The organism is Acidobacteriota bacterium (assembly GCA_039683095.1).
Lineage (GTDB): Bacteria > Acidobacteriota > Aminicenantia > Aminicenantales > Saccharicenantaceae > RBG-16-66-30.
In genome coordinates, this window is the sequence record JBDKSB010000010.1 from 21,707 (window position 1) to 47,884 (window position 26,178).

Genomic DNA, 26,178 nt, shown 5'->3' on the forward strand with positions numbered 1-26,178 from the left:
TGGTTCAGGCGGCGGGGCCGCCGCCCTCGGACGGGCCGACCGGGTTCTCGGGCTCCACGAACTTCGTTTCCAGCGCCACGATCCTGGTCAGGATCTGGGGCGCGTTCTGGCGCTTCTCGAGCCCGTAGGGCTCGAACTGGACGCCGACCTGATACTTGTAGCTCTTGCCCGTGTTGAAGGTCGACCAGCGCACCCGCCCGTTGAGATCGAGGGGCGCCCGCTCGCCGGGCACCGTCAGCTGGAGCCGGATGCGCGACTTGAACTTCAGGGGTTTCTGGGTCAGGAAACGGACGCCGCCGCGGCTGATGTCCAGGACCGGGCAGAACTCCTCGTCGGTCCCGGCCTTGGAGGAGAACAGGCGCACGACCCGGTAGGAGACGGTCGCGCCGTTGATCCTGAACCTCTGGCAGAGCCGCTTTTCCACTTCCTTGTTGCCCATGGAGGTCCTCCGTTCTCTCAGGCCGAGGTCGCGGGCCTGGCTCGCGAAGCTCCTCCGGGAAGCCCCGCCTCACGCAGAGATATACCAAAGGCCGCGGGCCGAAGTCAAATCCGGATCATTCTTCCTTGAGGATGACGGCCCGGGACGGGGGCAGGGTGATAGAGGCCCGGGCCGAGACCGATTGGTCGGCGGACGTCGTCCGGGAATAGGCGAAGGACAGGCTGCTGACCTTCTGATAAGAAGGCGGAACTGGTTTGGGCGGCTTCTTGGCCACCAGGTCCTTGATGGATTTGTAGGCCAGGGCCAGGGCATCGAGGATGTTGACGCCGCTCATCATCGGGTCGTTCTTGGCGGGCGGCATGTAGGGCTTCTGGCCCGGCAGCAGCGGGCCGCCGAGAGGGAAGGTGAACGGCGTCGCCCGGGCGGCTATCTTCCGGCTCTTCAGGACGAGCTTGCCGTCGACGTAGAGCGAGATCTCGCCTTCCCGGATGGGCCTGAGCGGGACGCTGCTCGGGGCGGCCAGGAAGTCGTCCCGGCGGATGGGCGCCGGGGCCGGACCCACGTCGGCGATCTCGACGCGCACCCGGATCGGCCGCCGGCAGATGATGTCCCCGGCCTTGAGATCCAGGATGAACTCGTAGGTGTCCGAACGGTCGAACAGGCCCCGGAGAGGGATGGTCAGGATGTGGAAGCCTTTCGGCCACGATCCCCCTTCGAGGACATAGGGCCCGAGCGAGATCCGGTAGAGGGCCTGGTTCAGCAGCTCGAGGCCGATGTCGACCGAGGCGGGGATGCCCGTCGCCGGCGTCCTCGAATAGGACAGGAGGTTGATGTCGTGGACGAGGGGATAGGTCCGTTTCCAGGAGGCCCAGAAGCCGAGGAGCTCCCGCAGCGGGCCGACGTCGAGGAAAGCGTAGTCGGGGTCGTTGTCCTGATAGGTCTCGAAGTAATCCGCCGCGAGGTCCCGCTCGGCCTGCTTGTCGCCGCACCTGGCGGCGAGATAGGGCAGGATGAACGCGGCCGTCCGCCTGTCCTCGGCTTCGAGCTTCTTGGCTTCAGCGGCCAGGAAGAGCCAGGCTCCCCGATAGTCCCGGTCCGGGCTGAGACGGGCGTTCAGCTCCGACTTCCAATCGGCCCGCAGAACGGCCGCCGCCGCCAGGACGAGGACCAGGGCCGTCGCGATGCGCTTAGTCATTGTAGACGAACTCGAAGGTGATCTCGAGGAGGTCGCCGGGGAAATCGGCGGGCAGGGCCGGGAAGGGCAGCGAGGCGCGGAGAGCGTCCAGGGCGGCCCGGTCGAGGGCCTCGATGCTGGTGCCTTCGACGATCTCGATCGAATCGAGCGCGCCCGTTTTCTTGATGACCACGATCATGCCGATCTTGGCGCCGACGGGCACCTCGGGCACGGCCGGCAGCATCCAGTTGATCTGAAGCCGGTCGATGACCTTGGTCGCCCAGGGCAGCAGATCGTAGCCCTTGAGCGGGATGGAGATCCCGACGCGCTGGCCCCCTCCTCCTGCGCCGACCCCGCCGCCTCCACGGCCGCCGCGGCCGCGGCCGTAGCCGCTCGCCCCGCCGTAGGCGCTGCGGTCGAACCTGGAGAAATCCGGAAGGGGGGCGCCGCCCGCGACGCCGGGCGGACCCGGCGGGGTCCCCGGAGGGGCCAGCGGAACGGTCAGGGACGACTTGCCGTGGACCGCCAGGGACTCGCGGAATTTAGAGGACAGGGAGGGAATGGCCGAACCCGCGCCGGGCGGCGGGGCGAGCCATCCGGGCCCCGGCGCGCCGGGAAGGGATGGTTCTCCGCCCCCGGCCGGTCCGGCGGGCCCGGCTTCACCGCCGGCGGCGGCGGTCTCTTCGTAGGCCGCGGCGGCCGGCCGGCGCTGGCCCGGGGCTCCGGCCGGCGCCCCGCCCGGAAGATCGGCCAGGCCCCTGCCCCCCACGACTTTGGGGATGGAAACCTTGAGCGGCGGGACGAGGACGACGCTGCGGACCTCTTCCTGTGGACCGGGAAAGATCTTGACGGTGACCTTTCCATAGTAAACGACCAGGCCCAGAATGGCGTGGAAGAGCACCGTGACCAGGATGCCGGCGATCCGGTCGCGGCGCGGCGGCTTTCCCGGCCTGGGCGTGGAGAAGGAGTCTTCGAACATATTTATGGGCCGGACCATTATATTACAATCCCGTCCGGCCCCGAAGCGTTACAGCAAGCGCGCGGCCATTTTCGCCGCCGGCGGGAGGAGACGAGCCCGGGACGCCCATCGCGCCTTCTTCGAACGGGGGAAAACCGGCCGTGCGCCTCCGTCGAACGGCGGGCCAGGAAAAGGTGGAGATCAATGACGGGGCGAAAGAACAAGGAAAAGGAAGCTGAGTGCGTTGAGGATGGCCAGGCGAAGGATGAGGGCGGGGATGCCGTAGAGAGGGATGATCAGGGCCGAGGCCAGGACGACGCCCGCGAACGAGGCCAGCAGGTCGATGGCGTAAGCCTGCCCGGGATGGGCCGTTTGCCGAAGGAGCCTTCGGTTGGCGGCGACAAAGAGGTACCCGCCCAGGACGCCGAAGCCGAAGAGGACGGCGAACGGCACGGCTTCCCCCCCGGTCCCGGCGATGATCCGGAGCGTGAGGAGCAGGAGGATCGCGAACGCGCCCTGGACCGCGGCCAGCTCGAAGCCCCCCGGCCGCTTGCGGGCCCGGGCCGCGACCGCCCCGAGGACGAGCCCGGCCATGAACAGGGCCAGGAGCAGGGGGACCTTGCCGTAGACGCAGCCGAAGCGGGCCTGGAAAGCGATGAACACGCCCAGCTCCACGGCCATCGTCGTGAAACCCATGACCCCGACGGGCACCAAGAAGCGCGCCGGCGAGCGCCTCCGGAAGAGGGCCATGATCGCCAGTCCGAGCCCGAAGAGGGCCAGGGGTGCGTCCAGGATCCAGCCCGGGGAGATCCTGGCCGCGGCCCGCAGGACCCGGGCCTCGGCGCCGCCGAACTGGCCGGCCCACAGGATAGAATGGAAGTAATAGCTCACCGGGACCAGGTCGCGGTTGATCCTGGCGCCGGGACCGGAGATCTTGGCGGCCAGGTATTCCACGCGGGCCGGGTCGAGGCGGGCCGGAAGCATGCCCGGGCTCAGGTAACGGAGGGCAAGACCCAGCCGTTCGATGGACGCCGAGAGCCCGGCGGGGTCGAGCGACAGCGGCCCGTCGGAAGCCAGGAAGACGCAATTCTCGCCGGGGACGGCCCGGACATTGGGGAACACGACCTGGAGGGTCGCCGCGATCGAGCTCAGGAATTCGGCGAGTGACCCGCTGATATAGTTCTCGGCCGAGGGGACGACGAAGCTGAAGATCCCGGCCGGCGAAAGCCTGACCCGGACCTGGGCGAAGAACTCCCGGGTGTAATACCGGTTGATCTGGGCCGTGGCCGGCTCGGGCAGGTCGAGGAGGATGGCATCGTAGCGGTCGCGGGACCCGGCGATGAAGGCCCGGCCGTCCCGATAGAAGATGCGCACGCGGGGGTCGTCGAGCGCGGCCCGGTCCGGCCCGGTCAGGTACGTTCTGGCCAGCCTGATGACCGCCGGGTCGAGCTCGACGCAATCGACGCGGACGCCGGGGTGCTTCAGGGCCTCGGCCGCCCCTCCGCTGGCCCCGCCGCCGACGAGCAGGACCGCGCGGGGCCCGTCGCGCTGCAGCAGGGCGAAGTGGACCGCCTCCTCGGCCGCGCCCACGTCGGGATGGGAGAAAACGGCCAGCCCGTTGTCGAAGAAAGTGACCTGCTCCCCGGTGCGGATGACCTGCAGCTTGCCGTAGGGCGTGTCCCCGGAAGCGGCCAGCCGGAGAGGGGCCCAGGCCGCTTTCTGGGCCCGGAGATCGAACGCGGCCAGGCCGGCGGCCAGGACGAGCGCCAGGGCGAGGAGGGCCCGCCGCCGTCCCGGCTTCATCCCGGAGAGGGCGGCGACGGCCGCGGCCGCCGAGACTATGGCGGCCCCCTGCCAGTTGGAAAAGCGCGGTATGAGGGCGAAACTGACGACGAGCCCGGCCGTCGCGGCGCCGGCCGATTCGAGGATGTAGACCGTCGGGACATCCCCGCCGAGGAGGCGGGCGTTGAGCGTGAAGCCGCGCCCCAGCGGGAAGTTCAGGAGCAGTCCCAGCAGGAAGGCGAACCCGAGCGCGGGGAGCAGGCCCGTCAGCTCGGCCGGCAGGATGCCCATGAGCCTGTGGGAGAACCTCAGGGCGGCCAGGCCGGTAGCGAAGAGGACGATGGCCAGGCCGTAGAAGCCGGCCAGGCCCGGCCCCGTCGCGGCCCGTTCGCGGCGCGGCCGGATGAGGCTCCCGATCCCGCCCCAGAAGAGCCAGCAGCCGAGGAAGAGGCCGAAGGTGAGCTCGTTGCCGTAGAACTCGGCGCTGAACTCCCTCAGGAGATAGGCCTGGAAGGCCGTGGCCAGGAAGCCCAGGAGGAAGGGCGGCAGCCAGGGCTTCAGGCCCAGATCCCCGGGATCGGCGTGCCGCATGACTCGCACTTGCCCTTCTTCAACCGGAGCGCCTCGATCTTGAACCCGAACCTGGAAATGACCTTCCGCCCGCAGCCGGGACAATACGTGCTCTCGGCCTCGTGGCCGGGGACGTTGCCGATGTAGACGAAGCGCAGTCCCTCTTCGAGGGCCGCGCGCCTGGCGGCCTCGAGCGTCGAGACGGGGGTCGGGGGCAGGTTCTTGACCAGGTACATCGGCTGGAACCGCGAGAAATGGACGGGAACGCGATCGCCGGCCTCGGCCCTGATCCACCGGCACATGTCCCGGATGGTCGCCAGGTTGTCGTTGAGCGTCGGGATGACCAGGACGACGATCTCGAGCCAGACCTTGGACTTGGCCACGATGCGTATGGTTTCCAGGACGGTCTTGAGTGAGCCGCGGACATACTCGTCGTAGAACGCTTCGGTGAAGCCCTTGAGGTCGACCTTGACGGCGTCGACGACCTGCAGGAGCTCGGCCAGGGGCTCCGGGTTGATGTGACCGGCGGTCACGACGACGTTCCGGACGCCGCGGCGCCGGGCCCGGACGGACGTATCGTACATGTATTCGAAGAAGACGGTCGGCTCGGTATAGGTATAGGCGATCGACGGGCAGCCGGCGCCGGCGGCCCGGGCCGCGGCGGCCTCGGGCGGCAGGTCGAAGGCCTCGACCTGCTCGGGCCGGACCTGGGAGATCTCCCAGTTCTGGCAGAACTTGCAGTTGACGTTGCAGCCGGCGGTCGCCAGCGACAGGGCCGAGGTGCCCGGCAGGACATGGAAAAAAGGCTTCTTCTCGATGGGGTCGATATTGAGGCTGCAGGCCTTGCCGTAGACCAGCGTGTAGTAATCGCCGCCGATGTTCTCCCGGACGCCGCAGTAGCCCCGTTCCTTGTCGCCGAGCCGGCAGAGCCGCGGGCAGAGCCGGCATTCGATCTCCCGGTCGGGGAGCTTGACGTAGTGGCGGGCCTCGACCCTGGAGAGATTGGGCCCGGCCGCCGCCTCGCTCAGCCGGCGGCCGATCGCGGGCAGCCCCGCGCCCAGGGCCAGGCCGGCGCCCGCCGCGCCCCGGAGGAATCCTCGCCGGTTCATGCGACCTCCTCCTCGACCGTCTCTATCGCGGCCGGGTCGGCCGTCCCCAGGCCCATCCGCTCGGCCGTCCGCAGGTAGCCCGGCGCCCGCCCTTCTTCCTCGAGCGTCGGCAGGCCGGCGCCGGCCCGGAGGCGCTCGATGATCGTCCAGCCGGCCCGGTCCGCGGCCACGGGGTCGAGGCTGAAGACCAGGCCTGCGTACCTGGCCGCCCAGCGGGCGTGGTACGACGGCCCCTTGTGGAATTGGACCAGGAGGGCGTCGATGATGGTCAGGCGGTGCCGCGACTTGACCGGCGGCGCGTCGAAGACCTCGGCCACGGCCGGGTCGCAGCGATGATCGTGATACTTGTTGGGATTGTGGATGGCCCCGAAATAGTTCTTCATGCCGGCCGTCACGCCGGCCATTCCATGGTCCTTGAGGATGGCCAGGCTGATCGAGGCCGTGACGAATTCGGTCAGGATCCGCGAGAACAGGCTGCCCACGCCGAGGTGGTCGACGAGGTCCGGGCCGTAGCCGACGCCATCCGTGTCCGTGCCGAAGACGCGAACGCCGCCGCGCCCGGCGTTGGGAGCGTACCCGGCGTCGCGCAGCTCGCGCGTCGTCCGGTCCCAGATGAACAGGTCCTTCTCGGCCAGTCCGGCCGCGGCCAGCCTCCGGGCCAGGCCGAGCGCGACCTCGGGCCGGGTGCTGATGGCCCGGCCGCCGATGGTGTTGACCTTGATGCCGACGCGATCGCCCGGCCGGAAGAGGAAGCCCGCTGTCTCCGTCCCCGTCCCGCCTTTCCCGAGCCGGGCGAAGCCCCGATCGAACATCGCGGCGACGACGGCCGGATCGGGATCCCCGGCTGCGGTCCAGGCCCGGGCGGACCTGACGATGACGACGCGCGCCTTGGCCATTTCTTTTCCATGATGGGCCAATCGGCGGGGCCTGTCAACCAAGGGGCCGGCTTGATAACTCCGCCCCCGTCCGTTATAGTAAGCGTGATCCGAGAGCGAGGAGGCTGACCATGAAAAGCGCCCGGTTTCACGTCGGGCCGGCGGTTCCGGCCGGCCTGGCGGTCATAGGCCTTCTTCTCGCCGGGGCCGCGTCTGCCCAGACGCGGCCGGCCAGTCCGGCGCTGGCCGCCCTCGCGCCCGATCTCCCGGGCTGGTCCCGCACCGAAGCCCCGCGCAGCTACTTTCCCGACAACCTCTTCGAGTACATCGACGGGGCGGCCGAGAGTTACCTGAGCTACGATTTCCGGGAGCTCCTGGTCGTCGATCTGGAGAAGAAGGGCACGCCGGCGACCCTGACCGTGGAGATCTATGACATGGGCCTTCCGGTCAACGCCTTCGGCATCTTCGGCGCCGAGCGCTATCCCGAGAACAAGCCGGTCGGCCTGGGCGACCTGGGCTATGTCGAGGGCGAAGCCCTGAACTTCCTGGCCGGCCGCTACTACGTCAAGATGCTTGCCTTCGGCCTCGGCGCGGCCCCGGAATCGATCCTGGCCGAGGCGGGAGGCCGGATTGCCGCGGCCATCAAGGGCGCCGGCGGCGCGAGCGGGCTTCCGGCCCTGGTCCGGGCCTTCCCGGGCCGGGACCTCGCGGCCCGGAGCGAGCGCTACATCAAAAAGAACTTCATGGGGTACGACTTCCTTCACGACGGTTACGTCGCCGCCTACAAGTCGGGAGGCAAGGAGCTGGAGGGCTTCTTCATCGACGCCGGTTCAGAGCCAGAGGCCGCGGCCATGATGGACAAGCTCCTTGACGCCCTGAAGGCCGACGGCCAGGCCGTGGAAACGGCGGGGCCCCTGGCCCACGCCCGGAACCGCTACGGCCAGCACCTCTACATCGGCCGGGCCGGCGCCGTTCTCTGCGGGGCCATGCGCGTCCCGGACGGGCTCGAGGCGGCCGGCCGCTCGCTGGCCGAGGCCCTGATTGGTGCCATGTCGGGCCGGGCGGCTTCGAATCAGGGGGCGGCGTGACGGACCCGGCCGCCGCGGATGACGGCCGTTATCTCAGGTTCGGCCTCGCCGTCGTCCTGCTCGCCGTCGCCGGCCTCGTCCTGAAAGCGGCCCGGCCCGTCCTCATCCCCTTCATCCTGGCCGTTTTCCTGTCCTACATCATCGATCCCGCGCTGACGTTCCTGACCGGCTGCCGCTGCCCGCGGCCCCTGGCCGTGATCATCGTCCTGGGGATGATGTTCGTCGCCCTGTATCTTCTCGGCGTCCTCGTCTACTCGAGCGGCAAGGCCTTCGTGGCCGATCTGCCGAAGTACCAGGAGCGCCTCGGGGACATCGGCCGTTTCCTGGAAAAGGGGATGGGGCGGTTCAGGATCGACGTCCCCTCGGCCCTCGGCAGCCTGGACGTCGACAAGATCGGAGGCTTCGTCATCAAGGCCATCGGCCCGTTCTTCAGCGTCCTGGGCAACCTCCTTCTTGTTTTCATCTTCCTGGCCGCCATCGTCGCCGGCCGGGGCCGGGCCGAGAAGAAGATCAGCCGGGCGATCGGGGACGGCCAGGCCGGCCGCGTGCGCGTGGTCATGGACCGGATCAACGTCGAGATCCGGAAGTACATCGTCCTCAAGACCCTGATCAGCCTGGCCAACGGGTTGGAGGTCTGGCTGGTCCTGACGCTCTTCGGGGTCGATTTCGCCGCCCTGTTCGGCCTGCTGGCGTTCCTGCTGAACTTCATTCCCAACATCGGCTCGGCTGTCGCCACCATCCTCCGCGTCGGGTTCGCCTTTTTCCAGTTCGGGACCTTCTGGACGCCGTTCCTGGTCCTGGTCATCACGGTGGGCATCGACGAGATCCTGGGCACGATCGTCGAACCCCGGGTCCTGGGCAAGGGCTTGGACCTCAGCCCGCTGCTCGTCTTCTTCTCGCTGATCTTCTGGGGCTGGCTGTGGGGCATCCCGGGCATGATCCTGTCCGTCCCGCTGACCGCGGTCGTCAAGATCGGCTGCCAGAACATCCCGGCGCTCCGGCCGGTCGCGGTCCTGATGGGGCAGTGACGGGAAGGGGAGCGCGGAACTCGCGGCTCAGGGCAGGACGAGATCGTCGGCCTCGATGACGAAAGCCTCCGGCGAGATGCGCCGGATCTTGCGGCCGAAGAACGACCGGAGGGCCTTTTCGGCGGCCGACTGCTCGGCGGTCTTCTTGGACGCCCCCTTGGCCTTGGCCAGGACCTTGTCCCCGAGGCAGACCTCGACGGCGAAGGTGCGCTTGTGCGCCGGGCCCTTCTCCGAAACCAGGCGGTACGACGGCGCGGCCAGCCCGGCCTTCTGGCAGATCTCCTGGAGCGCGGACTTGGCGTTGTTGATGGTTTGGGAGCCGGACTTGATCGGCTTCAGGGACGAGCCGAGGAAGCGGGAGACGAAGGTCCGGGCCGCCTCGAACCCGCCGTCGAGGTAGATGGCGCCGGCCAGGGCCTCGAACGCGCCGGCCAGGATGGACACTTTCTTCCTGCCGCCGCACTTCTCCTCGCCCCGGCCGAGGAGGATGGCCCGGTCGAGCTTGATGGCCCGGGCCAGGTTGGCCAGGGCCAGGGTGCTCGATGCCGAGGCCTTGAGCTTCGACAGCTCGCCCTCGTTCCGCTCCGGGAAGGCGCGGAGGAAGAACTCCGCGGCGACCAGGCCGACGACCGAATCTCCCAGGAACTCGAGCTGCTCGTTGTCCTCGGGCGCGCCGGGCCTGGCCTCGAAGGCGTGGGAGCTGTGAGTCAGGGCCTTCTCCAGGAGGGCCCGGTCCCGGAAGACGTATCCCGCGGCGTTCTCCAGGCGCTCGAGCCTCTTAGCGTCCTTGCTCAAGTCCGCCCCTCCGGGCCGGCGCCGTCGAAGGGATAGGCGATCCGGCCGCCGACCATGGTCAGGACCGGGGCGCCGATGAGCTTCCAGCCGTCGAAGGGCGTGTTCCGGCCCTTGGACTCGAAGCGGGTCTTGTCGATCGTGACCGGCCGGTCGAGGTCAAGGACCGTCAGGTCGGCGTCGGCCCCGGGCTCGATCCGGCCCTTGGCGGCGAGCCCCAGGAGGCGGGCCGGCCGGGCGGACATGAGCTCGACGAAGCGGGCCAGCGTGATCGCGCCCGGCCGGACCAGCCGGTCGAGGACGAGCGGGACGGCGGTCTCGAGCCCGACGATGCCGAACGGGGCGTCCGCGAACTCGCGGGCCTTCTCGGCCGCGGTGTGGGGGGCGTGATCGGTGGCGATAACGTCCACGGCGCCGGTCCTCAGCCCCTCGACCAGGGCGGCCCTGTCCGCGGCCGAGCGCAGGGGCGGGTTCATCTTGTAGTTCGTGTCGGGTGACGGGATGTCGTCGTCGGTCAGCAGCAGGTGATGGGGCGTGGCTTCGGCCGAGACCCGGACGCCCCGGGCCTTGGCTTCGCCGACCAGGCGGACGCCGCCCGCCGTCGACAGGTGGGCGATGTGGACCCTGGTCCCGGTGGCTTCGGCCAGGATGATGTCGCGGGCGGTCATGACGTCCTCGGCCGCCGCCGGTATGCCGGCGAGGCCCAACCGGGCCGAGGCGGGGCCTTCGTTGACGACGCCGCCTTCGGCCAGGGATCGGTCCTCGCCGTGGTCGTCGATGAACCGGCCGGCCGCGGCCGCAGCCTCGAGGGCCCGGCGCATGATCCGGCTGTCCGTGACGGGCCGGCCGTCGTCCGAGAAGGCGACGGCGCCGGCGGCGGCCAGGCCGGCCATGTCGACGAGCTCCGTGCCGCCCGAGCCCCGCGTCACGGCGGCGATGGGGAGAACGTTGGCCAGTCCGGCCCGGCGGGCCTCGGCCAGGACGCGCTCCGTGGTTTCGCGCCGGTCGTTGACCGGCCTGGTGTTGGGCATGGCGCAGACGGTCGTGAAGCCGCCGCGGACGGCCGCCCTCGAGCCGGTCAGGATGGTCTCCTTGGCCTCGTCGCCCGGCTCCCGGAGATGGGCGTGGAGGTCGATGAGGCCCGGCACGACGACGAGCCCGGTCAGGTCGACCGCCCGGGCCGCCGGCGCCTGGAGCCCCGGACCGACGGCCGCGATCCGGCCGCCGTCCACCAGGATGTCAGCCAAGGTATCGAGCCCGCGCGCGGGATCGACGATCCGGCCGCCTCGGAGGAGGATCACCGCTTCCTCGCCCCGGCGATCTTGACCGGCTCGGTGATGACGATCTCTTCGCTGCCGTCCGTCTCCCGCAGCCGGACCCGGACGTGCTCGCGCCGGGAGGTCGGCAGGATCTTGCCGATGTAGTCGGGGCAGATGGGCAGCTCCCGGTGACCCCGATCGACGAGGACGGCCAGCTGGACCGACTGGGGCCGGCCCCTGGCGATGACGGCGTCCATGGCCGCCCGGATGGTCCGGCCGGTCATCAGCACGTCGTCGACGATCACGACGTTCTTCCTGAGGACGGGGAAGCCCAGGCCGGCGGCATAGAGCCTATCCTTGGCCGGTTTGACCGGAACGTCGTCCCGGAAGTGGCTGTAGTCGAGAAGCCCGGCCGGGATCTCGACGCCTTCGAGCTCCTTGATCTGGCGAGCCAGGCGCCGGCCGATGGCCAGGCCCCGGGGCTTGACCGCGACGATGACCAGGCTCTTGAGGTTCCGGTTCCGTTCGATGATCTCGGTGGCCACGCGGGCCAGGACGCGCCGGATCCGGGTGGCGTCCATGATCCGGGCCTTGGTCTTTTCTTCCATGCGATCGCTCCTGCGTGGAGGGATGTCCCGTCCTCTGAACATGCCTAAACCCGGCGGAAATGTCAACCCCGGCGGGCAAACCAGGCCCGGGCCGTCCCGACGTCCCGCCCGATGGCCGCGGCCAGGGCCTCGACCCCGGAGAAGGCCCGGGTCGGGCGGATCTTGCGCTCGAACCGGACCGTGAGCCCGGCCCCGTAGAGCGGGCCGCTGAATTCCAGGAGCAGGGTCTCGACGCTCAGCGGGTGGGACCCGAAGGTCGGGTTCGTGCCGATGCTGGTGACCGAGGGATAGGCCCGGCCGCGGCAAAGGGTCTCGGTGATGAACACCCCTTCCGGCAGGATCTCGTTCGCGGTCTCCAGGTTGGCCGTGGGGAAGCCGATCAGCCGGCCCCGCTGCCGGCCGCGGACGACCCGGCCGGCGACCTCGTAGGGACGGCCGAGCAGCCTGGCCGCCTCGCCTACCCGGCCGAGACCGAGGAGGCGGCGCACCCGGGTCGAGCTGACGGCCTGGCCGCCGCGGACGACCGGCGGCACGACATGGACGCCGAGCCCGGCCGGCCGGCCGAGCAGCCGGAGCGCCGTGACGTCGCCGCGGCGCTCCCGGCCGAAGCGGAAGCTCCGGCCGACGACGACCTCGCGGGCGCCCAGGTCCCGGCGCAGGACGCCGTCGACGAAGGCCGGCCCGTCGAGGCGGGCGAAGGCCCGGTCGAAAGGGATGACGACCACGGCGTCGACGCAGGTGGCCCGGAGCCGGTCCAGCCGCTGGGCCGGAGTGTCGATCATCCGCACGGATCGCAGGCCCAGGACCCGTTCGGGATGGGGCTCGAAGGTCAGGACGAGGGAGCGCAGGCCTGTCCGCGCGGCCAGCCGGCAGAGCCGGTCCAGGATCCGGCGGTGGCCGATGTGGAGCCCGTCGAAGTTGCCCACGGCCACGGCGGCCGGGCGGGGACGGAAACGGGGATCGTCGAGGCCGCGGTAGACGACCATGCCTACATCTTCACCATCTCGGCTTTCTTCAGGTAGGCCAGCTTGAGCTGGTCGAGGACGCCGTCGAGGAACTTCTGTTCCTCTTCCCCGAGGTTGCCCTTGGTCCGGTCCCGGAGCAGGTCGAGGAGGTCGATATTCCGCTTGGCCAGAGGCAGGCTCTCGCGGCGCTCGCCGGTCCCGGGCTCCTCGACGAGGCCGAGCTGGACGAGGGCCGGGAAGTAGAGGAGGATGACGATGGAGCTGAATTCGAGGGGCGGCAGGAAGTCCGGGCCTTCCGCTTCGCCGGGTTTATTGTCGTCAGGGGTCATTTCGCGTTCCTTGGGCCGGCGGCCGCGGCCGTCTTCTTGCGCAGGACGAGGGCGGCCTTGATGAATTCGTCGAGATCGCCGTCGAGGACCCGGTCGGTGTCGCCGGTCTCGACGCGGGTGCGCAGGTCCTTGATCATGCGGTAGGGGTGGAGGACGTAGGAGCGGATCTGGTTGCCCCAGGCGATGTCCGACTTGGCGTCCTCGAGCTTCTCCAGCTTCTCGTTCTGCTTGCTCTTCTCGAGATCGTAGATGCGGGCCTTGAGGACCTTCATGGCCATGGCCTTGTTCTTGTGCTGCGAACGCTCGTTCTGGCAGGCCACGACGATGCCGGTCGGCAGGTGGGTGATGCGCACGGCCGAGTCCGTCCGGTTGACGTGCTGGCCGCCGGCCCCGGAGGACCGGTAGGTGTCGATGCGCAGGTCCTCGGGATTGATCTCGACCTGGATGTCCTCGTCGACCTCGGGGTAGACGAAGACGGCGGCGAAGGAGGTGTGACGCCTCTTGGCGGCGTCGAACGGCGAGATGCGGACCAGCCGGTGGACGCCGGTCTCCTGGCTGAGATTGCCGAAGGCGTAGTCGCCCTCGAAGCTGATCGTGGCGCTCTTGAGGCCGGCCTCTTCCCCGGGTTGGTTGTCGAGGATCTCGGTCTTGAAGCCCCGGCGCTCTCCGTAGCGCAGATACATGCGCATGAGCATCTGGGCCCAGTCCTGGGATTCCGTCCCCCCGGCGCCGGGATGGATGGTCAGGATGGCGTTGCGCGCGTCGTCGGCCTCGTAGAACAGGGCCCGGAGCTCGGCCTCCCGGAGGTCGGCCTCGAGCCGGCCGACTGCCGTTTCGACGTCGGCGTCGACGCTCTCGCCCTCGGCCGCGAGCTCGGCCAGGACCTCGAGATCCTCCTTCTGGGTCAGGATGCGCTTGAAGAACTGGAGGTCCTTCTCGAGGAGCTTCTTCTTCTGCTGGAGGGACTGGGACGTCTTCTGGTCCTGCCAGACCTCGGGGGAGGCCAGGCGGTCATTGATCGATGCCAGCTCGGCGGTCTTGTGATCTAGGTCAAAGAAAACCTCGGACCTCCTCGACTTTCGCGAAGAGGCCGTTGAGGCGGGTCTTGAGATCGAGGGCTTTGCTGTCGACTGGTGTCATCGGGTCCTTCCTTTGGAATAAGGCCGGCTGGTCAATCGTGGACGACGCGAAAATCCGTCTTCTTCCGGGCCGCCGAGTTCAGCTTGGCCAGGAGGTCGACGGCGCGGTCCCGGGAGGCGTAGCCGCCGAGCCAGATCCGGTACCAGGTCTTGGTGTCCGTGGGCCTGGGGTTGGCCACGACCGCGGTATATCCCTGTTTCTTGTATTTGTCCGCCGCGGTCTGGGCCTGGGAGCGGTCGGTGTAGGCGGCGACCTGGACATAGTAAAGCGCCTTCTTCGTCTCGGCCGCCGGCTTCCCGTCCGGGGTGGTTTCCCTGGGGGCCGGTTTGGGCGCCGGGACTGCCGCGGCGGGCGGGGCGGCGACGGACGCGGCAGGCAGCGTTCCGGCGCCCGACGGGTTCGGCGCCGCGGCCGGGCCGGCGGTCCCGGGCGTGCTTTCAGCGGCCGTCCCGGCGGCCGTTTCGGACGGGGTCGGCTTGACCGGAGGCTCCTTGATCGGCTCGGGGATCTGCTGGGTGACGATCTGGGTCGGGGCGGCGACGGCCTGCTTCTTGCCGACCGAAACGCCGAGCAGGAAAATGAGCACCCCCAGGGCCAGGACGCCCAGGAAGATGACGACGAGGAGGCTGCTCGAGACCTGGATCTCCCGGAAGTCTTTGTTCTTCATCAGCTGGTCTTTTTCTCCTGGCTCCTATCATAGGTGAAGGCCTTCAAAAGCTCAAGGGGCAGGGGGAAGACGATGGTCGAGTTCTTCTCCGTGGCGATCTCGGTCAGTGTGCTGAGGAAGCGAAGCTGGAGGGCCTGGGGGTTCTGGGAGATGATGTCGGCGGCCTGGGTCAGCTTTTCGGCGGCCTGGAATTCGCCGTCGGCGTGGATGACCTTGGCCCGGCGCTCGCGCTCGGCCTCGGCCTGCCGGGCGATGGCCCGGACCATGTTCTCCGGCAGGTCGACCTGCTTCATCTCGACCAGCTGGACCTTGATGCCCCAGGGGTCGGTATGCTGTTCGATGATCTCCTGCAGGCGGGCGTTCAGCTTGTCCCGCTCCGAGAGAAGGTCGTCCAGGGGGACCTGGCCGAGAAGGCTCCGCAGGGTCGTCTGGGCCAGTTGCGAGGTGGCGTAGATATAGTCCTGGACCTCGAGCACGCACTTGAGCGGCTCGATGACCCGGAAATAGAGGACGGCGTTGACCTTGACCGTGACGTTGTCCTTGGTGATGACGTCCTGCGGCGGGATGTCCATGGTGATCAGCCGCAGGCTGATCCGGACGATGCGGTCGATCGGCGAAAAGACGAGGATGATGCCCGGGCCCTTGGGGCGGGGCAGAACCCGGCCGAGCCGGAAGATGACGCCGCGCTCGTATTCGCGCAAAATCTTGATCGAGTTGAGGATGTAGAGGACGACCAGAGCGGCGATGATGATCGGATAGGTTATCATGGGGACCTCCTGTTCGGGCGATCAGATTTTTTCGACCCTTATCTTCAGGCCGTCGAGGAACTCGACGATCTTGACCTTGTCGCCGGCGCGGATCGGCTCGCCCCGGGTCTCGGCCTGCCAGAGCTCGCCGTGGACGAAGACCCGGCCGGCGGGGGAGAGATCGGTCCGGGCCGTGCCCGTCTCGCCGATCATGCCTTCGCGGCCGGTCGTCGCCCTGCGGGCGTGGGCTTTGAGGACGAGAGTCACGAGGAACAGGACGATGACGGCGAAGCCGAGCACGACCGGCAGGACGAAGTTCAGGCTGGGCCGCATCTCGGAGATGGGGGCCTTGACCAGCATGAGCGAACCGATGATCATGGCGACGATCCCTCCGACGGCCAGCATGCCGAAGCTCTGGACCTTGATCTCCAGGACGAAGAGGATAACGGCCAGGAGGATGAGGCCCAGGCCGACGTAGTTTATGGGCAGGATCTGGAAAGCGAAGACGGCCAGGAGGAGAGATATGCCTCCCAGCACGCCGGGCAGGACCGCCCCGGGATGGGCGAACTCGAAATACAGGCCCAGCATCCCGATGATCAGCAGTACGTAGGCGAGGTTGGGGTTGGCGATGGTCAGCAGGAACTTCTGCCGGAAGGTCATGGGACGCTCGACGACCGGCTTGCCCGCCAGGGACAGCGTCGCCGCCGAGCCGTCGAAGCGCCTGATCGTCCGGCCGTCGAGCTTGGCCAGTATCTCCTGCTCGGAGCCGGCGACGAGATCGATCAGGCCGCCGGTCAGGGCCTCCTTCTCGGTATAGGACAGGCTCTTGCGGACGGCGTCCTCGGCCATCCGGACGTTCCGGCCGCGTTTCTCGGCGATCGACCGGACGTAGGCCGCGGCGTCGTTGGTGACCTTCTCTTCCATCGTCTTGTCCATGGCCTGGCCGGTCAGCGAGATGCCGACGGGATGGGCCGAGCCCGTGCTCGTGCCCGGGGCCATGACGAAGACGTCGCAGGCCAGGGCGATGAGGAAGCCGGCCGACGCGGCCCGCGAGCCGCCGGGGCCGACGAAGGCGACGACGGGCGTCCTGGCGTTGATGATCCGCTCGATGATCTCGCGCATCGAGGTGTCGAGGCCGCCGGGCGTGTCGAGGGTCAGGACGAGGAGGTCGGCGCCGGCCTTGTCGGCCGCGTCGAGCGACCGGACGATGTATTCGGAGGAGACGGGGTGGATGGGCGCGTCGACCTTGATCTTGATGACCTCCGCCGACGCGAACGCCGGCCCGAGAAGCAGGAGGAGGACGAGGATCTTGGCTCTCAACGCATCCTAATTATAGGAACACGGGCCGGTCAAGTCAACTTGCCGGGCCCTGGCGAGTTTATGCTTGACTTTTTATTATCAATTAATTAAATATAGACGTTGCGTTTGACGAAGGAGTGATTCGGATGATCAAGAACGATATCGCCCTGGCGATCGAGAAGAAGACCGAATTCAACAGGGCCAAATCCCTGTCGATCGTCGAGGCCGTTCTGGAGTCGCTGAAGAGCGCGCTCGCCGGCAAGGAAAAGGTCGAGATCCGGGGCTTCGGCAGCTTCAAGGTCGTGGCCAAGAAGACCGGCTTCGGCCGCGACATCCGCCGCCAGAAGCAGATCCGCATCGAGAAGGGCCAGCGCATCAAGTTCCGTCCCGGCCAGGAGCTCAAGACGCTCCTCTCCAAGACGAAGACCTCCTGACCCGGAGCGGCCGGGTCCCCGTAAGAACACCTTCGACCATTCCCGGGATCTAGTTTTGCGAAGATCTGGCCCGCTTTTGATCCCTATATTTTCAGCTCGGCGTCGCGACTGAGCTCGGCGAAGAGCCTCTCCGTCCGCTCGACCGTTTCGGCCAGGGTCCCCGAGGTATCGACGGCGTAGTCGGCGTATCTCAGCTTCTCCCTGACGGGCATCTGCGAGCCGATCCGGCGCAGCGCGGCCGCCCGGCCGATGCCGTCGCGCTCGCGCAGGCGCCGGACCTGGTCGGCTTTGCGGCAGTGGACGACGACGACGCGGTCGAAATGCCGGGCGTACCCGGCCTCGATGGTCAGGGCAGCTTCGACGACGAAGATGGCGGCCCGGCCCCGGCGCTCGAGCCGGCGGACGGCCTTGTCCTGGTCGGCCAGGACGAGCGGATGGACGATCCGGTCGAGGGCGCGCCGCGCGGCCGCGTCGCCGAAAACGAGCGTCCCGAGGACGGACCGGTCGATCGTCCGGTCAGGGCGGAGGATGCCGGGGCCGAAGCGGGCCACGACCTTCTTCCAGGCCGGCCGGCCCGGCCGCATCAGCTCGTGGGCGGCCTGGTCCGCGGAATAGAGAAGGCAGCCTTTTTCGGCCAGAAGACGGGCGACGACCGACTTGCCGCAGGCGATCCCCCCGGTCAGGGCGACCCGGAGGACCCTATTTCTTCTTTTTTGCGACCGGCTTCTTTTCTGGGACGACTTTGAACATGTCATCGCTGAACCGCACGGCGACGCCCTGGCGCTTGGTCTTCTTGTCGGGCTTTTCCAGCCGGACGGTGATGCCGCCGATGCGCATCCGCAGCTTCTTACCGTCGGCCAGCTTATCGGGCAGGTCGATGAAGAGATTGAGCTTGGAGCCGACGACGACGCCCGAGTCCAGCGTGAAATAGGCCCCGCCGGACGAGATGTTCTCGAGGTGGGTCTCCTCCTTGAACCTGGCCCCGTCGGCCAGGCTGCCCTCGATCAGGGTGTCCAGGGGGAAGTCGAACCGCCACTCCCGGCGCCGGTTGATCTCCAGCTCCTCCGGCAGGGGAGCGGGCTTTTTCCTGGCGGGAGCGGCCGTCTTTTTGGCGGTTTTCTTAGTCATGGCGTCCTCGATTCCTCGCTCTAGAAGAGAGCCGAATTGATGGCGTAGAGCGCCAGCTGGAGCCGGCTGTGGGTGTCGAGCTTGGCGTAGATGCTCTTGATGTGGGAACGGACGGTGTTCTTGCTGATGAACATCAGCTCGGCGATCTCGTCGTTGCTCTTGCCCTGGCCGATGAGCCGCAGGACCTGGAACTCGGTCGGCGTGAGCTGGTCCAGCGTCTTCTCCTTGAGCTCCCGGCCGACTACGGAGATGATGCGATCCATGATGCTGGACATCTTGTCGCGGGGCAGCCAGATCTCGCCCTTGTGGACGGCCCGGACCGCTTCCGGCAGCTGGGAGGAGGAGTCGTTGAGGTCGAAATAGCCCCGGGCCCCAGCGTTGATGAGGTTGACGATCTCCTCGTGGGCGGGGATGCTGCCCATGAGCAGCAGTTCCGAGCGGCCCTGGGTCTTGGCCATCTCGCGGATGGCCTTGCAGATCTCGCGGAGGTTCGGCAGGGCTTCCATGTGGGCGAACAGGATGACCTGGGGCTTGAGCTTCTTGATCGAGTCCATGAACGACTCGATCGTGTTCTTCTCGATGTTCAGGATATCCAGGTCCGGGTCGGCCTCGAGCGCCCTGAGGATGCCGCTGAGGATGATGTCCGACGGGCAAAAGACGAGGAGCGTGATCTTGGGCTCGGACGTGTCGGGGATCTTCTTTTTCTCCATGTTGGCCTCGGCCCCTTTGGCGGGTCTTGGGGATTTTGTTGCTGTCTCCATCGAATCGCCCGGAATCATAAGTCATTCTCCCGGGGCTTGTCAAGCAAGGGGGGTGAGGGGGGGTGAGAAGGGGGGGAGGCGAAGGGTCACCCCCCGGACGCCGGGCGCTAGGCCGGCGGCGCGCTGTTCGGGTGCAGGCGGAAGCCGCGATCGAGACGGACGACGATGTGCTGCGGCTTCTCGTTCTTCTCCTCCAGGCGGACATAGACGACCGCCCCGGTCAGGACCAGCCGCAGGGGGCTCTCGAGGATGAGCGTCCGGGGGATGTCCAGGAAGAGGGTCACCCGGGAGTCGATCATCAGGCGGGCCTTGAGCCGGAAGGCGACCTCCTGGGAGCTGATGCCGGAGATCGACGTCTGTTCCTCGAACTTGCGGCCGGCTGCGTCCAGACCCTTGACCAAGGCCGGCAGAGTGAGCTCGAACGACCGCTCCCTCTTGCCGGCCTTGGCCGCGCCTTTATCGGAGGAGGGATCATGAAGGGACTTGACCATTTCCATGTCGCACCGATCTTCCCAGTTCCCGCCGGGGCCGGCAATCGCCACTCCTGGGGAATCGCGGGGTCATATTCGGGCCGGCGATCTCACCGGCAGAGGCTAGGCGTCCGGGCCCGCCGGGGCCTACATTCCCCGGGGACAGGTCAGGCGGCGTCGGCCTGGATGATGTAGCGGGACTCGAGGCGCAGGGCCACCCGGGGCCGCTGTCCGTTCCCATCGCTGGCGTCGATATCGACGATCGTGCCCTTGACCACGAGCTTGAGGCTCTGTCCCTCGCCGAGCTTTGGAGGCAGGGCGATGGCCAGCTTCAGTCGCGACCCCAGGGAGACCGGGTTCGCGAGGGGGAAGAGCGCCCCCTGATGGCTCATGAAGGCCAGGGTCGTCTCCTCGCGGAAGAACGTCCCGGCCGGGTCTGGCCCCTCGACGGTCATGGGCAGGGAGAACTTGAATCCTCGCTCGGCGGGCCGGTGCCGGAAGCTCCTGGACTCCCAGGAAATCCTGCTCAACATCGTGACTTTCCTTTTCCTTTGAAATTGGCAGGACCAGCATCGCACGGCCCGGCGCGGACGGTCAATCACCCCTAACGGTGAAGCCGCGGGGGATATTGGCTTCCTTGACAATTTTCCGGGCCGCCGCTAGAATCGTAAAACGCTCAAACTCAAGGAGATGCTGTGAAAGAGTCAGAACGCCAGGTCCGGCAGATCACGCCGAAGAGCGAGGACTTCTCGCGCTGGTACGTCGAGATCGTCCAGAAAGCCGAGCTCGCCGATTACACGCCCATGAAGGGCATGATGGTCATCCGCCCCCACGGCTACGCCGTCTGGGAGAATATCCAGCGGTCCCTCGACCTTCGCATCAAGGCCGCCGGCCACGTCAACGCCTATTTTCCGCTGTTCATCCCCGAGAGCTTCCTCAAGAAGGAGGCCGAGCACGTCGAGGGCTTCTCGCCGGAGGTCGCCTGGGTAACCGTCGGCGGCAAGGAGGACCTCGAGGAGCGCCTGGCCGTCCGGCCGACCTCCGAGGCCATCATCGGCCACATGTACGCCAAGTGGATCAAGTCCTGGCGCGACCTGCCCGTCCTCATCAACCAGTGGGCCAACATCGTCCGTTGGGAGAAGGTCACCCGGCCGTTCCTGCGGACGACGGAGTTCCTCTGGCAGGAGGGCCACACCTGCCACGAGACGGCCGAGGAAGGCGAGGCCGAGACGCTCAGGATCCTAGCCCTCTACCGCGATTTCTGCGAGACCGAGCTGGCCATTCCGGTCCTCTCGGGCCGCAAGTCCCTGAGCGAGAAGTTCGCCGGCGCCTCGATGACCTACGCCATCGAGGCCCTGATGTCGGACGGCAAGGCCCTGCAGATGGGCACGTCCCACAACCTCGGCCAGCACTTCTCCAAGGCCTTCGACATCAAGTTCGAGGACCGCAGCCAGACCCTCCAGTACGTCTGGCAGACGTCCTGGGGCATGACCACCAGGACGATCGGCGCCCTGATCATGGTCCACGGCGACGACTCGGGCCTGCGCTTCCCGCCGCGCATCGCCCCCGTCCAGGTCGTGGCCGTGCCCATCTCCATCGGCAACTGGAAGGAAACCGTCCTGCCGGCGGCCCAGGCCGCCGTCGAGACACTGAAGCAGGCCGGGCTGCGGGCGGCGCTCGACGCCCGCGAGGAGGCCACCCCGGGCTGGAAGTTCTCGGAGCACGAGATGCGGGGCGTGCCGCTGCGCCTCGAGATCGGGCCTCGCGACGTCAAGGCCGGCCAGGCCGTTCTCGTCCGCCGCGACACCGGGGCCAAGGAGACCGCGCCGCTGGCCTCGCTCGCCGCCCGGGTCCCGGCCCTCCTCGACGAGATCCAGGCCGGGCTCATGGCCCAGGCCCGGGCCTTCCTCGAGGCCAACATCCGGGACGCCTCCGATTACGCGTCGTTCAAGGACATCCTTGAGAACAAGCGCGGCTTCGTCCGGGCGCCCTGGTGCGGCGACGCGGCCTGCGAGGCCCGGATCAAGGCCGAGACCATGGCCACCATCCGGATCATCCCGCTCGAGGACAAGGACGCCGCGACCGACCAGCCCTGCATCGCCTGCGGCCGCAAGGGCCAGGCCCTGGCTTACTTCGCACGTTCGTACTGAAAATAGACCGAGGGGGGCGTCCCCGTTGGACAGCGACTTCGCGCGCGACCGCCGGCTGATGACGGATCAGCAGATCCGGGCCAGGGGCGTCCGCGACCCGCTGGTCCTGGCGGCAATGGAAAAGGTCCCTCGTCACCTCTTCGTCCCCGAGCACCTGCGGGACCAGGCCTACGCCGACGAACCCCTGCCGATCGGTGACGGCCAGACGATATCCCAGCCCTACATTGTCGCCTACATGACCGAGGCGCTGCGGCTGCGCGGCGGGGAAAAGGTCCTGGAGATCGGGACGGGCTCCGGGTACCAAACCGCGGTGCTGGCCGAGATCGCCGGCCGGGTCTGGACGATCGAGCTGGTCGACCCGCTGGCCCGGCGGGCCCGGGCTGCGCTCGACGGGCTGGGCTACGCCAACATCAGCTATCGTGTCGGCGACGGTTCGGAGGGCTGGCCGGAGGAGGCGCCGTTCGACGCCGTCATGGTCACCGCCGCCGCAGCCGAGATCCCCGCGGCGCTCGAGGGCCAGCTCGGCCCTGGCGGTCGGATGATCGTGCCGGTCGGGACCGGCCTCCAGGAGCTCGTTCTGGTCCGCCGGACGATGAAGGGGATAGAGAGGGAAACGCGGCTGTCCGTCCGCTTCGTCCCGTTGGTCCGGGCGTCCTGACCGCGGCTGGCCGGCCCCGCCCGCCTCAGCGCTTTTCGCCGTAATAAACGATCTTGGGCAGCTTCTTGGGGTCCAGTCCGAAGAAGAAGAGCCATTTGTCGTGGCTCTCCTGGTCGTTGTAGATCTTGATCGACTTGTTCGTCGAGGTGCTGACGACGCCGATGATGCGGGGGGCCTTGATGGCCGCCAGGGCGCGCTCGGGCGCGACCAGGACCTCCTGGACGCCCTGGGAACCCGGGGCGCCGCTCCGGCCCGGGCTGCCGAGGCTGCTCGCCGGCACGCTGGCCGGCGAGGACGACGACGGGGAGGCGGGCAGCAGGATGACGTTCCACTGGCCGTCCTTGGCGAAGGGGTCCTTGTAGAGCCGCCTGATGAATTTCTTTTCGAGGAGCTCCTTGAAGCTGGCTGGGTAGCGGCCGGGGTTCTTCTGGACGAAGAGGCGGACGGCCTCGACGTACTGCCCGCCCCGGAAGATGAGCTCCTCCTCCTTCTCCCGCTGGATCTCGGTCTGCCAGACGGGCAGGGCGATGAGGAAGCCCAGACTGAGAGTGAAGACGGCCATCATCAGGATGATGAGGGCGTAGCCCGGACGGCCGGACCGGTCACCAGGTATTGTAGAGCGATCCATCGATGGGCGACTTGGCATCCGATCCGGACTTGACGTCGACGACCCCGGGGATCTCGGTTAGCAACGGGTCCTCGGCCGAGGGTAGCTCGCGGACCTCGACCCAGGTCGCGGACTGGTTGGTCATCGGGTCGACCGGGATGGCCCGGATGTAGCTGTCCTGGACCAGGGCCTGGAGTGAGGCCGGATACTTGCCTTTGTCCTGGGCGTATTGATCGATCAGCTTGCGCAGGATGAACAGGTTCTCCTTGAGCACGGCTTCCTTCGCCTTGACCGTGGCCGATTTGTAGGTCGGCAGGCCGATGCCGACGAGGAGCCCGATGATGCCCAGGACGATGATGATCTCGATGAGCGTGAAGCCGCGGTCACCAGTCTTTGTAGAACGTCCCGTCGAGGGCCTTGGCCGGGCTCTTCGTGTAGACATCGTAGACATTCTCCTCTCCCCAGACGTCCGAATCGAAATCGTCCTGGTAGGACCGCAGCCCCCAATCAACGGAATCGGTCATGGGGTCCTTGGGGATGCGGCGGAGGAATTTGACTGTCTTCTTGGCCCCCGCCTTGCCCTGGGCGTCCTTGTCCTGGACCTGGACGCCCTTGACCAGTGTCTCCAGCGTCGGCGGGTAGCCCTCGGTGTCCTCGCCGATCTCGAACTTCTTCTCGTCGGCGAGCTTCTTGTAGGCGTCGATGGCTTCCCGCATCGTCCGCAGGGCGCGCTGGAGCTCGATCTCGTTCTGGCGCTTGACTGCCATCTTGCCCAGGGGCAGGGCGATCAGGGCCAGGATGGCCACGAGCGCCAGGGTGACGATCATCTCGATCAGGGTGAAACCGGAGCGGTCGTGTGCGAGGCGCATCGTCATCATCCCGGCCCGCCGCCCAAAGGCGGGCGGGCCTCCTGAATTATAGGCGAACGGCCGGAGAAATCAAAACCGGCCGCGCCCGCCCCGTCTGTGCTCGGGGCCGTGCTCCCGGGGATAGCGGCGGGGGGCCGCCGGCGGGCGGGGCGTCGAATCAGGGTTCTCGCCGCCGCCCTCCTCGCAGGCCTTCTTGCTCAGGCGGATCTTGTTGTCGGCCGGGTCGATGCTGACGACCTTGACCGTGACCGTGTCGCCGAGATGGAGAACGTCGTGGATGCTGGCGATCCGGTACGGGGCGACCTCGGAGATGTGCAGGAGGCCGACCAGGTTGGGCATGATCTCGACGAAGGCGCCGTACTCCTCGAGCCGGACGACCTTGCCGGTGTAGACCTTGCCCAGCTCGGCCTCGGCCGTGAGGTCGAGGATCATCTGCTTGGCCGCCTCGGCCGCGGACATGTCGGGGGAGGCGATGAGGATCTTGCCGTCCTCCTCGATGTCGATCTTGGCCCCGGTCTGGCTGATGATCTTCTTGATGATCTTGCCGGCGGGGCCGATGACCTCGCCGACCTTCTCGGGGTTGATGTTCAGGATGAGGATGCGGGGCGCGTAGACCGAGATGTCCTTGCGCGGCTCGGCGATGGCCTCCTTCATCCGGGCCAGGACCTTGAGCCTGGCCGCCTTGGACTTGGCCATGATCTCGCGGAGCATGGGCAGGGTGACGCAGGGGATCTTGAGGTCGAGCTGGATGGCCGTGACGCCCTTCTCGGTGCCGGCCATCTTGAAGTCCATGTCGCCGTAGTGGTCCTCGAGGCCGGCGATGTCGGTCAGGATGGCGTAGCCGCTGCAGTCCGAGACGAGGCCCATGGCGATGCCGGCGACGATCATCTTGAGCGGCACGCCCGCGTCCATCAGGGCCAGGACGCCGCCGCAGACCGTGGCCTGCGACGAGGAGCCGTTGCTCTCGAGGATGTCCGAGACGATGCGGATGGTGTAGGGGAAGGTCTCCATGTCGGGGATGGCCGGCAGGATGGACTTCTCGGCCAGGGCGCCGTGCCCGATCTCGCGGCGGCCGGGGGCCCGCAGGAACCCGACCTCGCCGACGGAGAACGACGGGAAGTTGTAATGGAGCATGAACCGCTTCTTCGATTCCTCGCCCAGGCTGTCGAGCCGCTGGGCGTCCTCGAAGGTGCCCAGGGTGACGGTGGCCAGGGCCTGGGTCTCGCCGCGGGTGAACAGGGCCGAGCCGTGGGTCCGGGTCAGGAGGCCGACCTCGGTCGAGATGGGCCGGATGTCGTCGAAGCCGCGGCCGTCGGTCCGCAGCTTCTTCTTCAGGACGAGCTCCCGGAAGAGCTTCTCCTCGAGCTTGTAGAAGAGGGCCTTGGTCTCCAGCTTCTCCTCGGGCTTGTCCTCGGGGATCAGGGCCAGGGCGGCGTCGCGGACTGCGGTGATGGCGGCCTCGCTGGCCTTCTTGCCCTTGACCTGCATGGCCTGGAGCAGCGCCGGACCCTGCTCGCTCTCGAGCTTGGTCAGCTTCCCGGCGTCCGGGGCCTTGGCCTCGAAATCGCGCTTCCTGATGCCGAGCTGGGCGTAAAGGTCCTTCTGGGCCTTGATGATGCGCTGGTTCTCGGCGTGGGCCATGGCCAGGCCGTCGAGGACCTTGTCCTCCTCGATCTCCTGGGCCCCCGCCTCGATCATGATGATGCCGTTCTCGTTGCTGACGACGGTCATGTTGAGGGGGCTGCGGTCGAGCTCCTTGTCCGTCGGATTGATGACGTAGGCCCCGTCGATCAGGCCGACCTTGACGGCGCCGAGGGGCGTCGTGAAGGGGATGTCCGAGAAGTAGAGGGCGGCCGAGGCGCCGACGACGCCGAGCGTGTCGGGCTCGCTCTCGAGGTCGGCCGACAGGAGCAGGCCGACGATCTGGGTGTCGAAGAAGTAGCCCTCGGGGAAGAGCGGCCGGATGGGCCGGTCGATCAGGCGGGCCATGAGGATCTCGCGCTCGGAAGGCCGGCCTTCGCGCTTGAAGAACCCGCCGGGGATCTTGCCCGCGGCGTAGGTGTTCTCGCGGTAGTCGACGATGAGGGGCAGGAAGTCCTTGCCCTCCTTGAGCTCCCTGCGGGAGGTGGCCGTGACCAGCATCATCGTGTCGCCGTAGCGGACCAGGGCCGAGCCGTCGGCCTGCTTGGCGACCTTGCCGATCTCGATGGACAGGGTCCGTTTGTTGATTTCTAGACTGATAGCGTTTGACATGGAAGGTTCCTTTGGAGGCG

The 26,178-nt window shown here is 67.8% G+C and carries 29 protein-coding genes; 5 read left to right on the plus strand and 24 right to left on the minus strand.

What is annotated here, in order from left to right; translation table 11 throughout:
- Positions 1-4: 4 nt before the first annotated feature.
- From ABFD52_06540 to ABFD52_06565, 6 genes are all read right to left on the minus strand, one after another.
- Complete coding sequence (locus ABFD52_06540; protein MEN6560412.1) at positions 5-439, minus strand: PilZ domain-containing protein; 435 nt, start codon at positions 437-439, stop codon at positions 5-7.
- 115 nt (positions 440-554) lie between these two features.
- Positions 555-1,634 (minus strand): hypothetical protein, encoded by a 1,080-nt coding sequence (locus ABFD52_06545; GenBank protein ID MEN6560413.1) that lies wholly within the window; start codon positions 1,632-1,634, stop codon positions 555-557.
- On the minus strand, positions 1,627-2,592 hold the full coding sequence (locus tag ABFD52_06550) for a TonB C-terminal domain-containing protein (GenBank protein ID MEN6560414.1): 966 nt from the start codon (positions 2,590-2,592) through the stop codon (positions 1,627-1,629). Before ABFD52_06550 ends, ABFD52_06545 begins: the two co-directional genes overlap by 8 nt.
- 180 nt (positions 2,593-2,772) lie before the next feature.
- Positions 2,773-4,944: a fused MFS/spermidine synthase gene (locus tag ABFD52_06555; GenBank protein ID MEN6560415.1), complete on the minus strand. Its 2,172-nt coding sequence runs from the start codon at positions 4,942-4,944 to the stop codon at positions 2,773-2,775.
- A complete protein-coding gene (gene amrS / locus ABFD52_06560) occupies positions 4,911-6,032 on the minus strand; it encodes an AmmeMemoRadiSam system radical SAM enzyme (GenBank protein MEN6560416.1) in 1,122 nt (373 codons plus the stop codon). The genes ABFD52_06555 and amrS overlap by 34 nt, the downstream gene beginning before the upstream one ends.
- The gene (locus ABFD52_06565; GenBank protein MEN6560417.1) at positions 6,029-6,928 is read right to left on the minus strand and encodes a DUF362 domain-containing protein; all 900 of its coding nucleotides are present in this window, start codon (positions 6,926-6,928) and stop codon (positions 6,029-6,031) included. Before ABFD52_06565 ends, amrS begins: the two co-directional genes overlap by 4 nt.
- Positions 6,929-7,038: 110 nt before the next feature.
- On the opposite strand from ABFD52_06565, the gene ABFD52_06570 reads away from it, so the two are divergent.
- A complete protein-coding gene (locus tag ABFD52_06570; GenBank protein ID MEN6560418.1) occupies positions 7,039-7,995 on the plus strand; it encodes a DUF6599 family protein in 957 nt (318 codons plus the stop codon).
- The gene (locus ABFD52_06575; GenBank protein ID MEN6560419.1) at positions 7,992-9,023 is read left to right on the plus strand and encodes an AI-2E family transporter; all 1,032 of its coding nucleotides are present in this window, start codon (positions 7,992-7,994) and stop codon (positions 9,021-9,023) included. Before ABFD52_06570 ends, ABFD52_06575 begins: the two co-directional genes overlap by 4 nt.
- 27 nt (positions 9,024-9,050) lie before the next feature.
- Here the strand turns inward: ABFD52_06575 and rnc are convergent, their stop codons facing one another.
- The 9 genes from rnc to ABFD52_06620 all read right to left on the minus strand — a co-directional run bounded on the left by rnc (position 9,051) and on the right by ABFD52_06620 (position 16,849).
- Complete coding sequence (rnc, locus tag ABFD52_06580; protein ID MEN6560420.1) at positions 9,051-9,818, minus strand: ribonuclease III; 768 nt, start codon at positions 9,816-9,818, stop codon at positions 9,051-9,053.
- A complete protein-coding gene (locus tag ABFD52_06585) occupies positions 9,815-11,116 on the minus strand; it encodes a dihydroorotase (protein ID MEN6560421.1) in 1,302 nt (433 codons plus the stop codon). The genes rnc and ABFD52_06585 overlap by 4 nt, the downstream gene beginning before the upstream one ends.
- Entirely contained in the window at positions 11,113-11,682 is a 570-nt protein-coding gene (pyrR, locus tag ABFD52_06590) for a bifunctional pyr operon transcriptional regulator/uracil phosphoribosyltransferase PyrR (protein MEN6560422.1), read from the minus strand. Before pyrR ends, ABFD52_06585 begins: the two co-directional genes overlap by 4 nt.
- Before the next feature lie 62 nt (positions 11,683-11,744).
- Positions 11,745-12,668 carry a riboflavin biosynthesis protein RibF gene (gene ribF / locus ABFD52_06595; protein ID MEN6560423.1) on the minus strand — a complete coding sequence of 308 codons (924 nt, stop codon included), beginning with the start codon at positions 12,666-12,668 and terminating at the stop codon, positions 11,745-11,747.
- Between the two features lie 2 nt (positions 12,669-12,670).
- The gene (locus tag ABFD52_06600; GenBank protein MEN6560424.1) at positions 12,671-12,976 is read right to left on the minus strand and encodes a DUF1844 domain-containing protein; all 306 of its coding nucleotides are present in this window, start codon (positions 12,974-12,976) and stop codon (positions 12,671-12,673) included.
- A protein-coding gene (prfB, locus tag ABFD52_06605; protein MEN6560425.1) for a peptide chain release factor 2 occupies positions 12,973-14,116 on the minus strand; the annotation gives its coding sequence in 2 pieces (ribosomal slippage) (positions 12,973-14,034 and positions 14,036-14,116; 1,143 coding nt in all). Before prfB ends, ABFD52_06600 begins: the two co-directional genes overlap by 4 nt.
- 31 nt (positions 14,117-14,147) lie before the next feature.
- Positions 14,148-14,783 (minus strand): SPOR domain-containing protein, encoded by a 636-nt coding sequence (locus ABFD52_06610; protein MEN6560426.1) that lies wholly within the window; start codon positions 14,781-14,783, stop codon positions 14,148-14,150.
- Positions 14,783-15,550 (minus strand): slipin family protein, encoded by a 768-nt coding sequence (locus tag ABFD52_06615; GenBank protein MEN6560427.1) that lies wholly within the window; start codon positions 15,548-15,550, stop codon positions 14,783-14,785. Before ABFD52_06615 ends, ABFD52_06610 begins: the two co-directional genes overlap by 1 nt.
- A gap of 21 nt (positions 15,551-15,571) precedes the next feature.
- Complete coding sequence (locus ABFD52_06620; protein ID MEN6560428.1) at positions 15,572-16,849, minus strand: nodulation protein NfeD; 1,278 nt, start codon at positions 16,847-16,849, stop codon at positions 15,572-15,574.
- A 125-nt stretch (positions 16,850-16,974) separates the two neighbouring features.
- Here ABFD52_06620 and ABFD52_06625 point away from each other — a divergent pair, with 125 nt between their 5' ends.
- Complete coding sequence (locus tag ABFD52_06625) at positions 16,975-17,262, plus strand: HU family DNA-binding protein (GenBank protein MEN6560429.1); 288 nt, start codon at positions 16,975-16,977, stop codon at positions 17,260-17,262.
- Between the two features lie 83 nt (positions 17,263-17,345).
- Here ABFD52_06625 and coaE read toward each other — a convergent pair whose 3' ends face one another.
- The 5 genes from coaE to ABFD52_06650 all read right to left on the minus strand — a co-directional run bounded on the left by coaE (position 17,346) and on the right by ABFD52_06650 (position 20,154).
- Positions 17,346-18,017 carry a dephospho-CoA kinase gene (gene coaE, locus ABFD52_06630; GenBank protein ID MEN6560430.1) on the minus strand — a complete coding sequence of 224 codons (672 nt, stop codon included), beginning with the start codon at positions 18,015-18,017 and terminating at the stop codon, positions 17,346-17,348.
- A complete protein-coding gene (locus tag ABFD52_06635) occupies positions 17,962-18,390 on the minus strand; it encodes a PilZ domain-containing protein (protein ID MEN6560431.1) in 429 nt (142 codons plus the stop codon). Before ABFD52_06635 ends, coaE begins: the two co-directional genes overlap by 56 nt.
- 20 nt (positions 18,391-18,410) lie before the next feature.
- Positions 18,411-19,100, minus strand: a complete 690-nt coding sequence (locus ABFD52_06640; protein MEN6560432.1) for a response regulator transcription factor — start codon at positions 19,098-19,100, stop codon at positions 18,411-18,413.
- A 158-nt stretch (positions 19,101-19,258) separates the two neighbouring features.
- A complete protein-coding gene (locus tag ABFD52_06645) occupies positions 19,259-19,648 on the minus strand; it encodes a hypothetical protein (GenBank protein ID MEN6560433.1) in 390 nt (129 codons plus the stop codon).
- A 140-nt stretch (positions 19,649-19,788) separates the two neighbouring features.
- Positions 19,789-20,154, minus strand: a complete 366-nt coding sequence (locus ABFD52_06650) for a PilZ domain-containing protein (protein MEN6560434.1) — start codon at positions 20,152-20,154, stop codon at positions 19,789-19,791.
- A gap of 162 nt (positions 20,155-20,316) precedes the next feature.
- Between ABFD52_06650 and proS the strand changes: the two genes are divergently transcribed.
- Entirely contained in the window at positions 20,317-21,771 is a 1,455-nt protein-coding gene (gene proS, locus ABFD52_06655) for a proline--tRNA ligase (GenBank protein MEN6560435.1), read from the plus strand.
- 25 nt (positions 21,772-21,796) lie between these two features.
- Positions 21,797-22,429, plus strand: coding sequence for a protein-L-isoaspartate(D-aspartate) O-methyltransferase (locus ABFD52_06660; GenBank protein MEN6560436.1), 633 nt, complete (start codon positions 21,797-21,799; stop codon positions 22,427-22,429).
- 25 nt (positions 22,430-22,454) lie between these two features.
- Here ABFD52_06660 and ABFD52_06665 read toward each other — a convergent pair whose 3' ends face one another.
- The 4 genes from ABFD52_06665 to pnp form a co-directional block, all read right to left on the minus strand.
- Complete coding sequence (locus ABFD52_06665) at positions 22,455-23,057, minus strand: hypothetical protein (GenBank protein MEN6560437.1); 603 nt, start codon at positions 23,055-23,057, stop codon at positions 22,455-22,457.
- Positions 23,032-23,478 carry a prepilin-type N-terminal cleavage/methylation domain-containing protein gene (locus ABFD52_06670; protein ID MEN6560438.1) on the minus strand — a complete coding sequence of 149 codons (447 nt, stop codon included), beginning with the start codon at positions 23,476-23,478 and terminating at the stop codon, positions 23,032-23,034. Before ABFD52_06670 ends, ABFD52_06665 begins: the two co-directional genes overlap by 26 nt.
- Complete coding sequence (locus ABFD52_06675) at positions 23,420-23,905, minus strand: type II secretion system protein (GenBank protein ID MEN6560439.1); 486 nt, start codon at positions 23,903-23,905, stop codon at positions 23,420-23,422. Before ABFD52_06675 ends, ABFD52_06670 begins: the two co-directional genes overlap by 59 nt.
- Positions 23,906-23,974: 69 nt before the next feature.
- On the minus strand, positions 23,975-26,158 hold the full coding sequence (pnp, locus tag ABFD52_06680) for a polyribonucleotide nucleotidyltransferase (protein ID MEN6560440.1): 2,184 nt from the start codon (positions 26,156-26,158) through the stop codon (positions 23,975-23,977).
- Positions 26,159-26,178 lie beyond the last annotated feature (20 nt).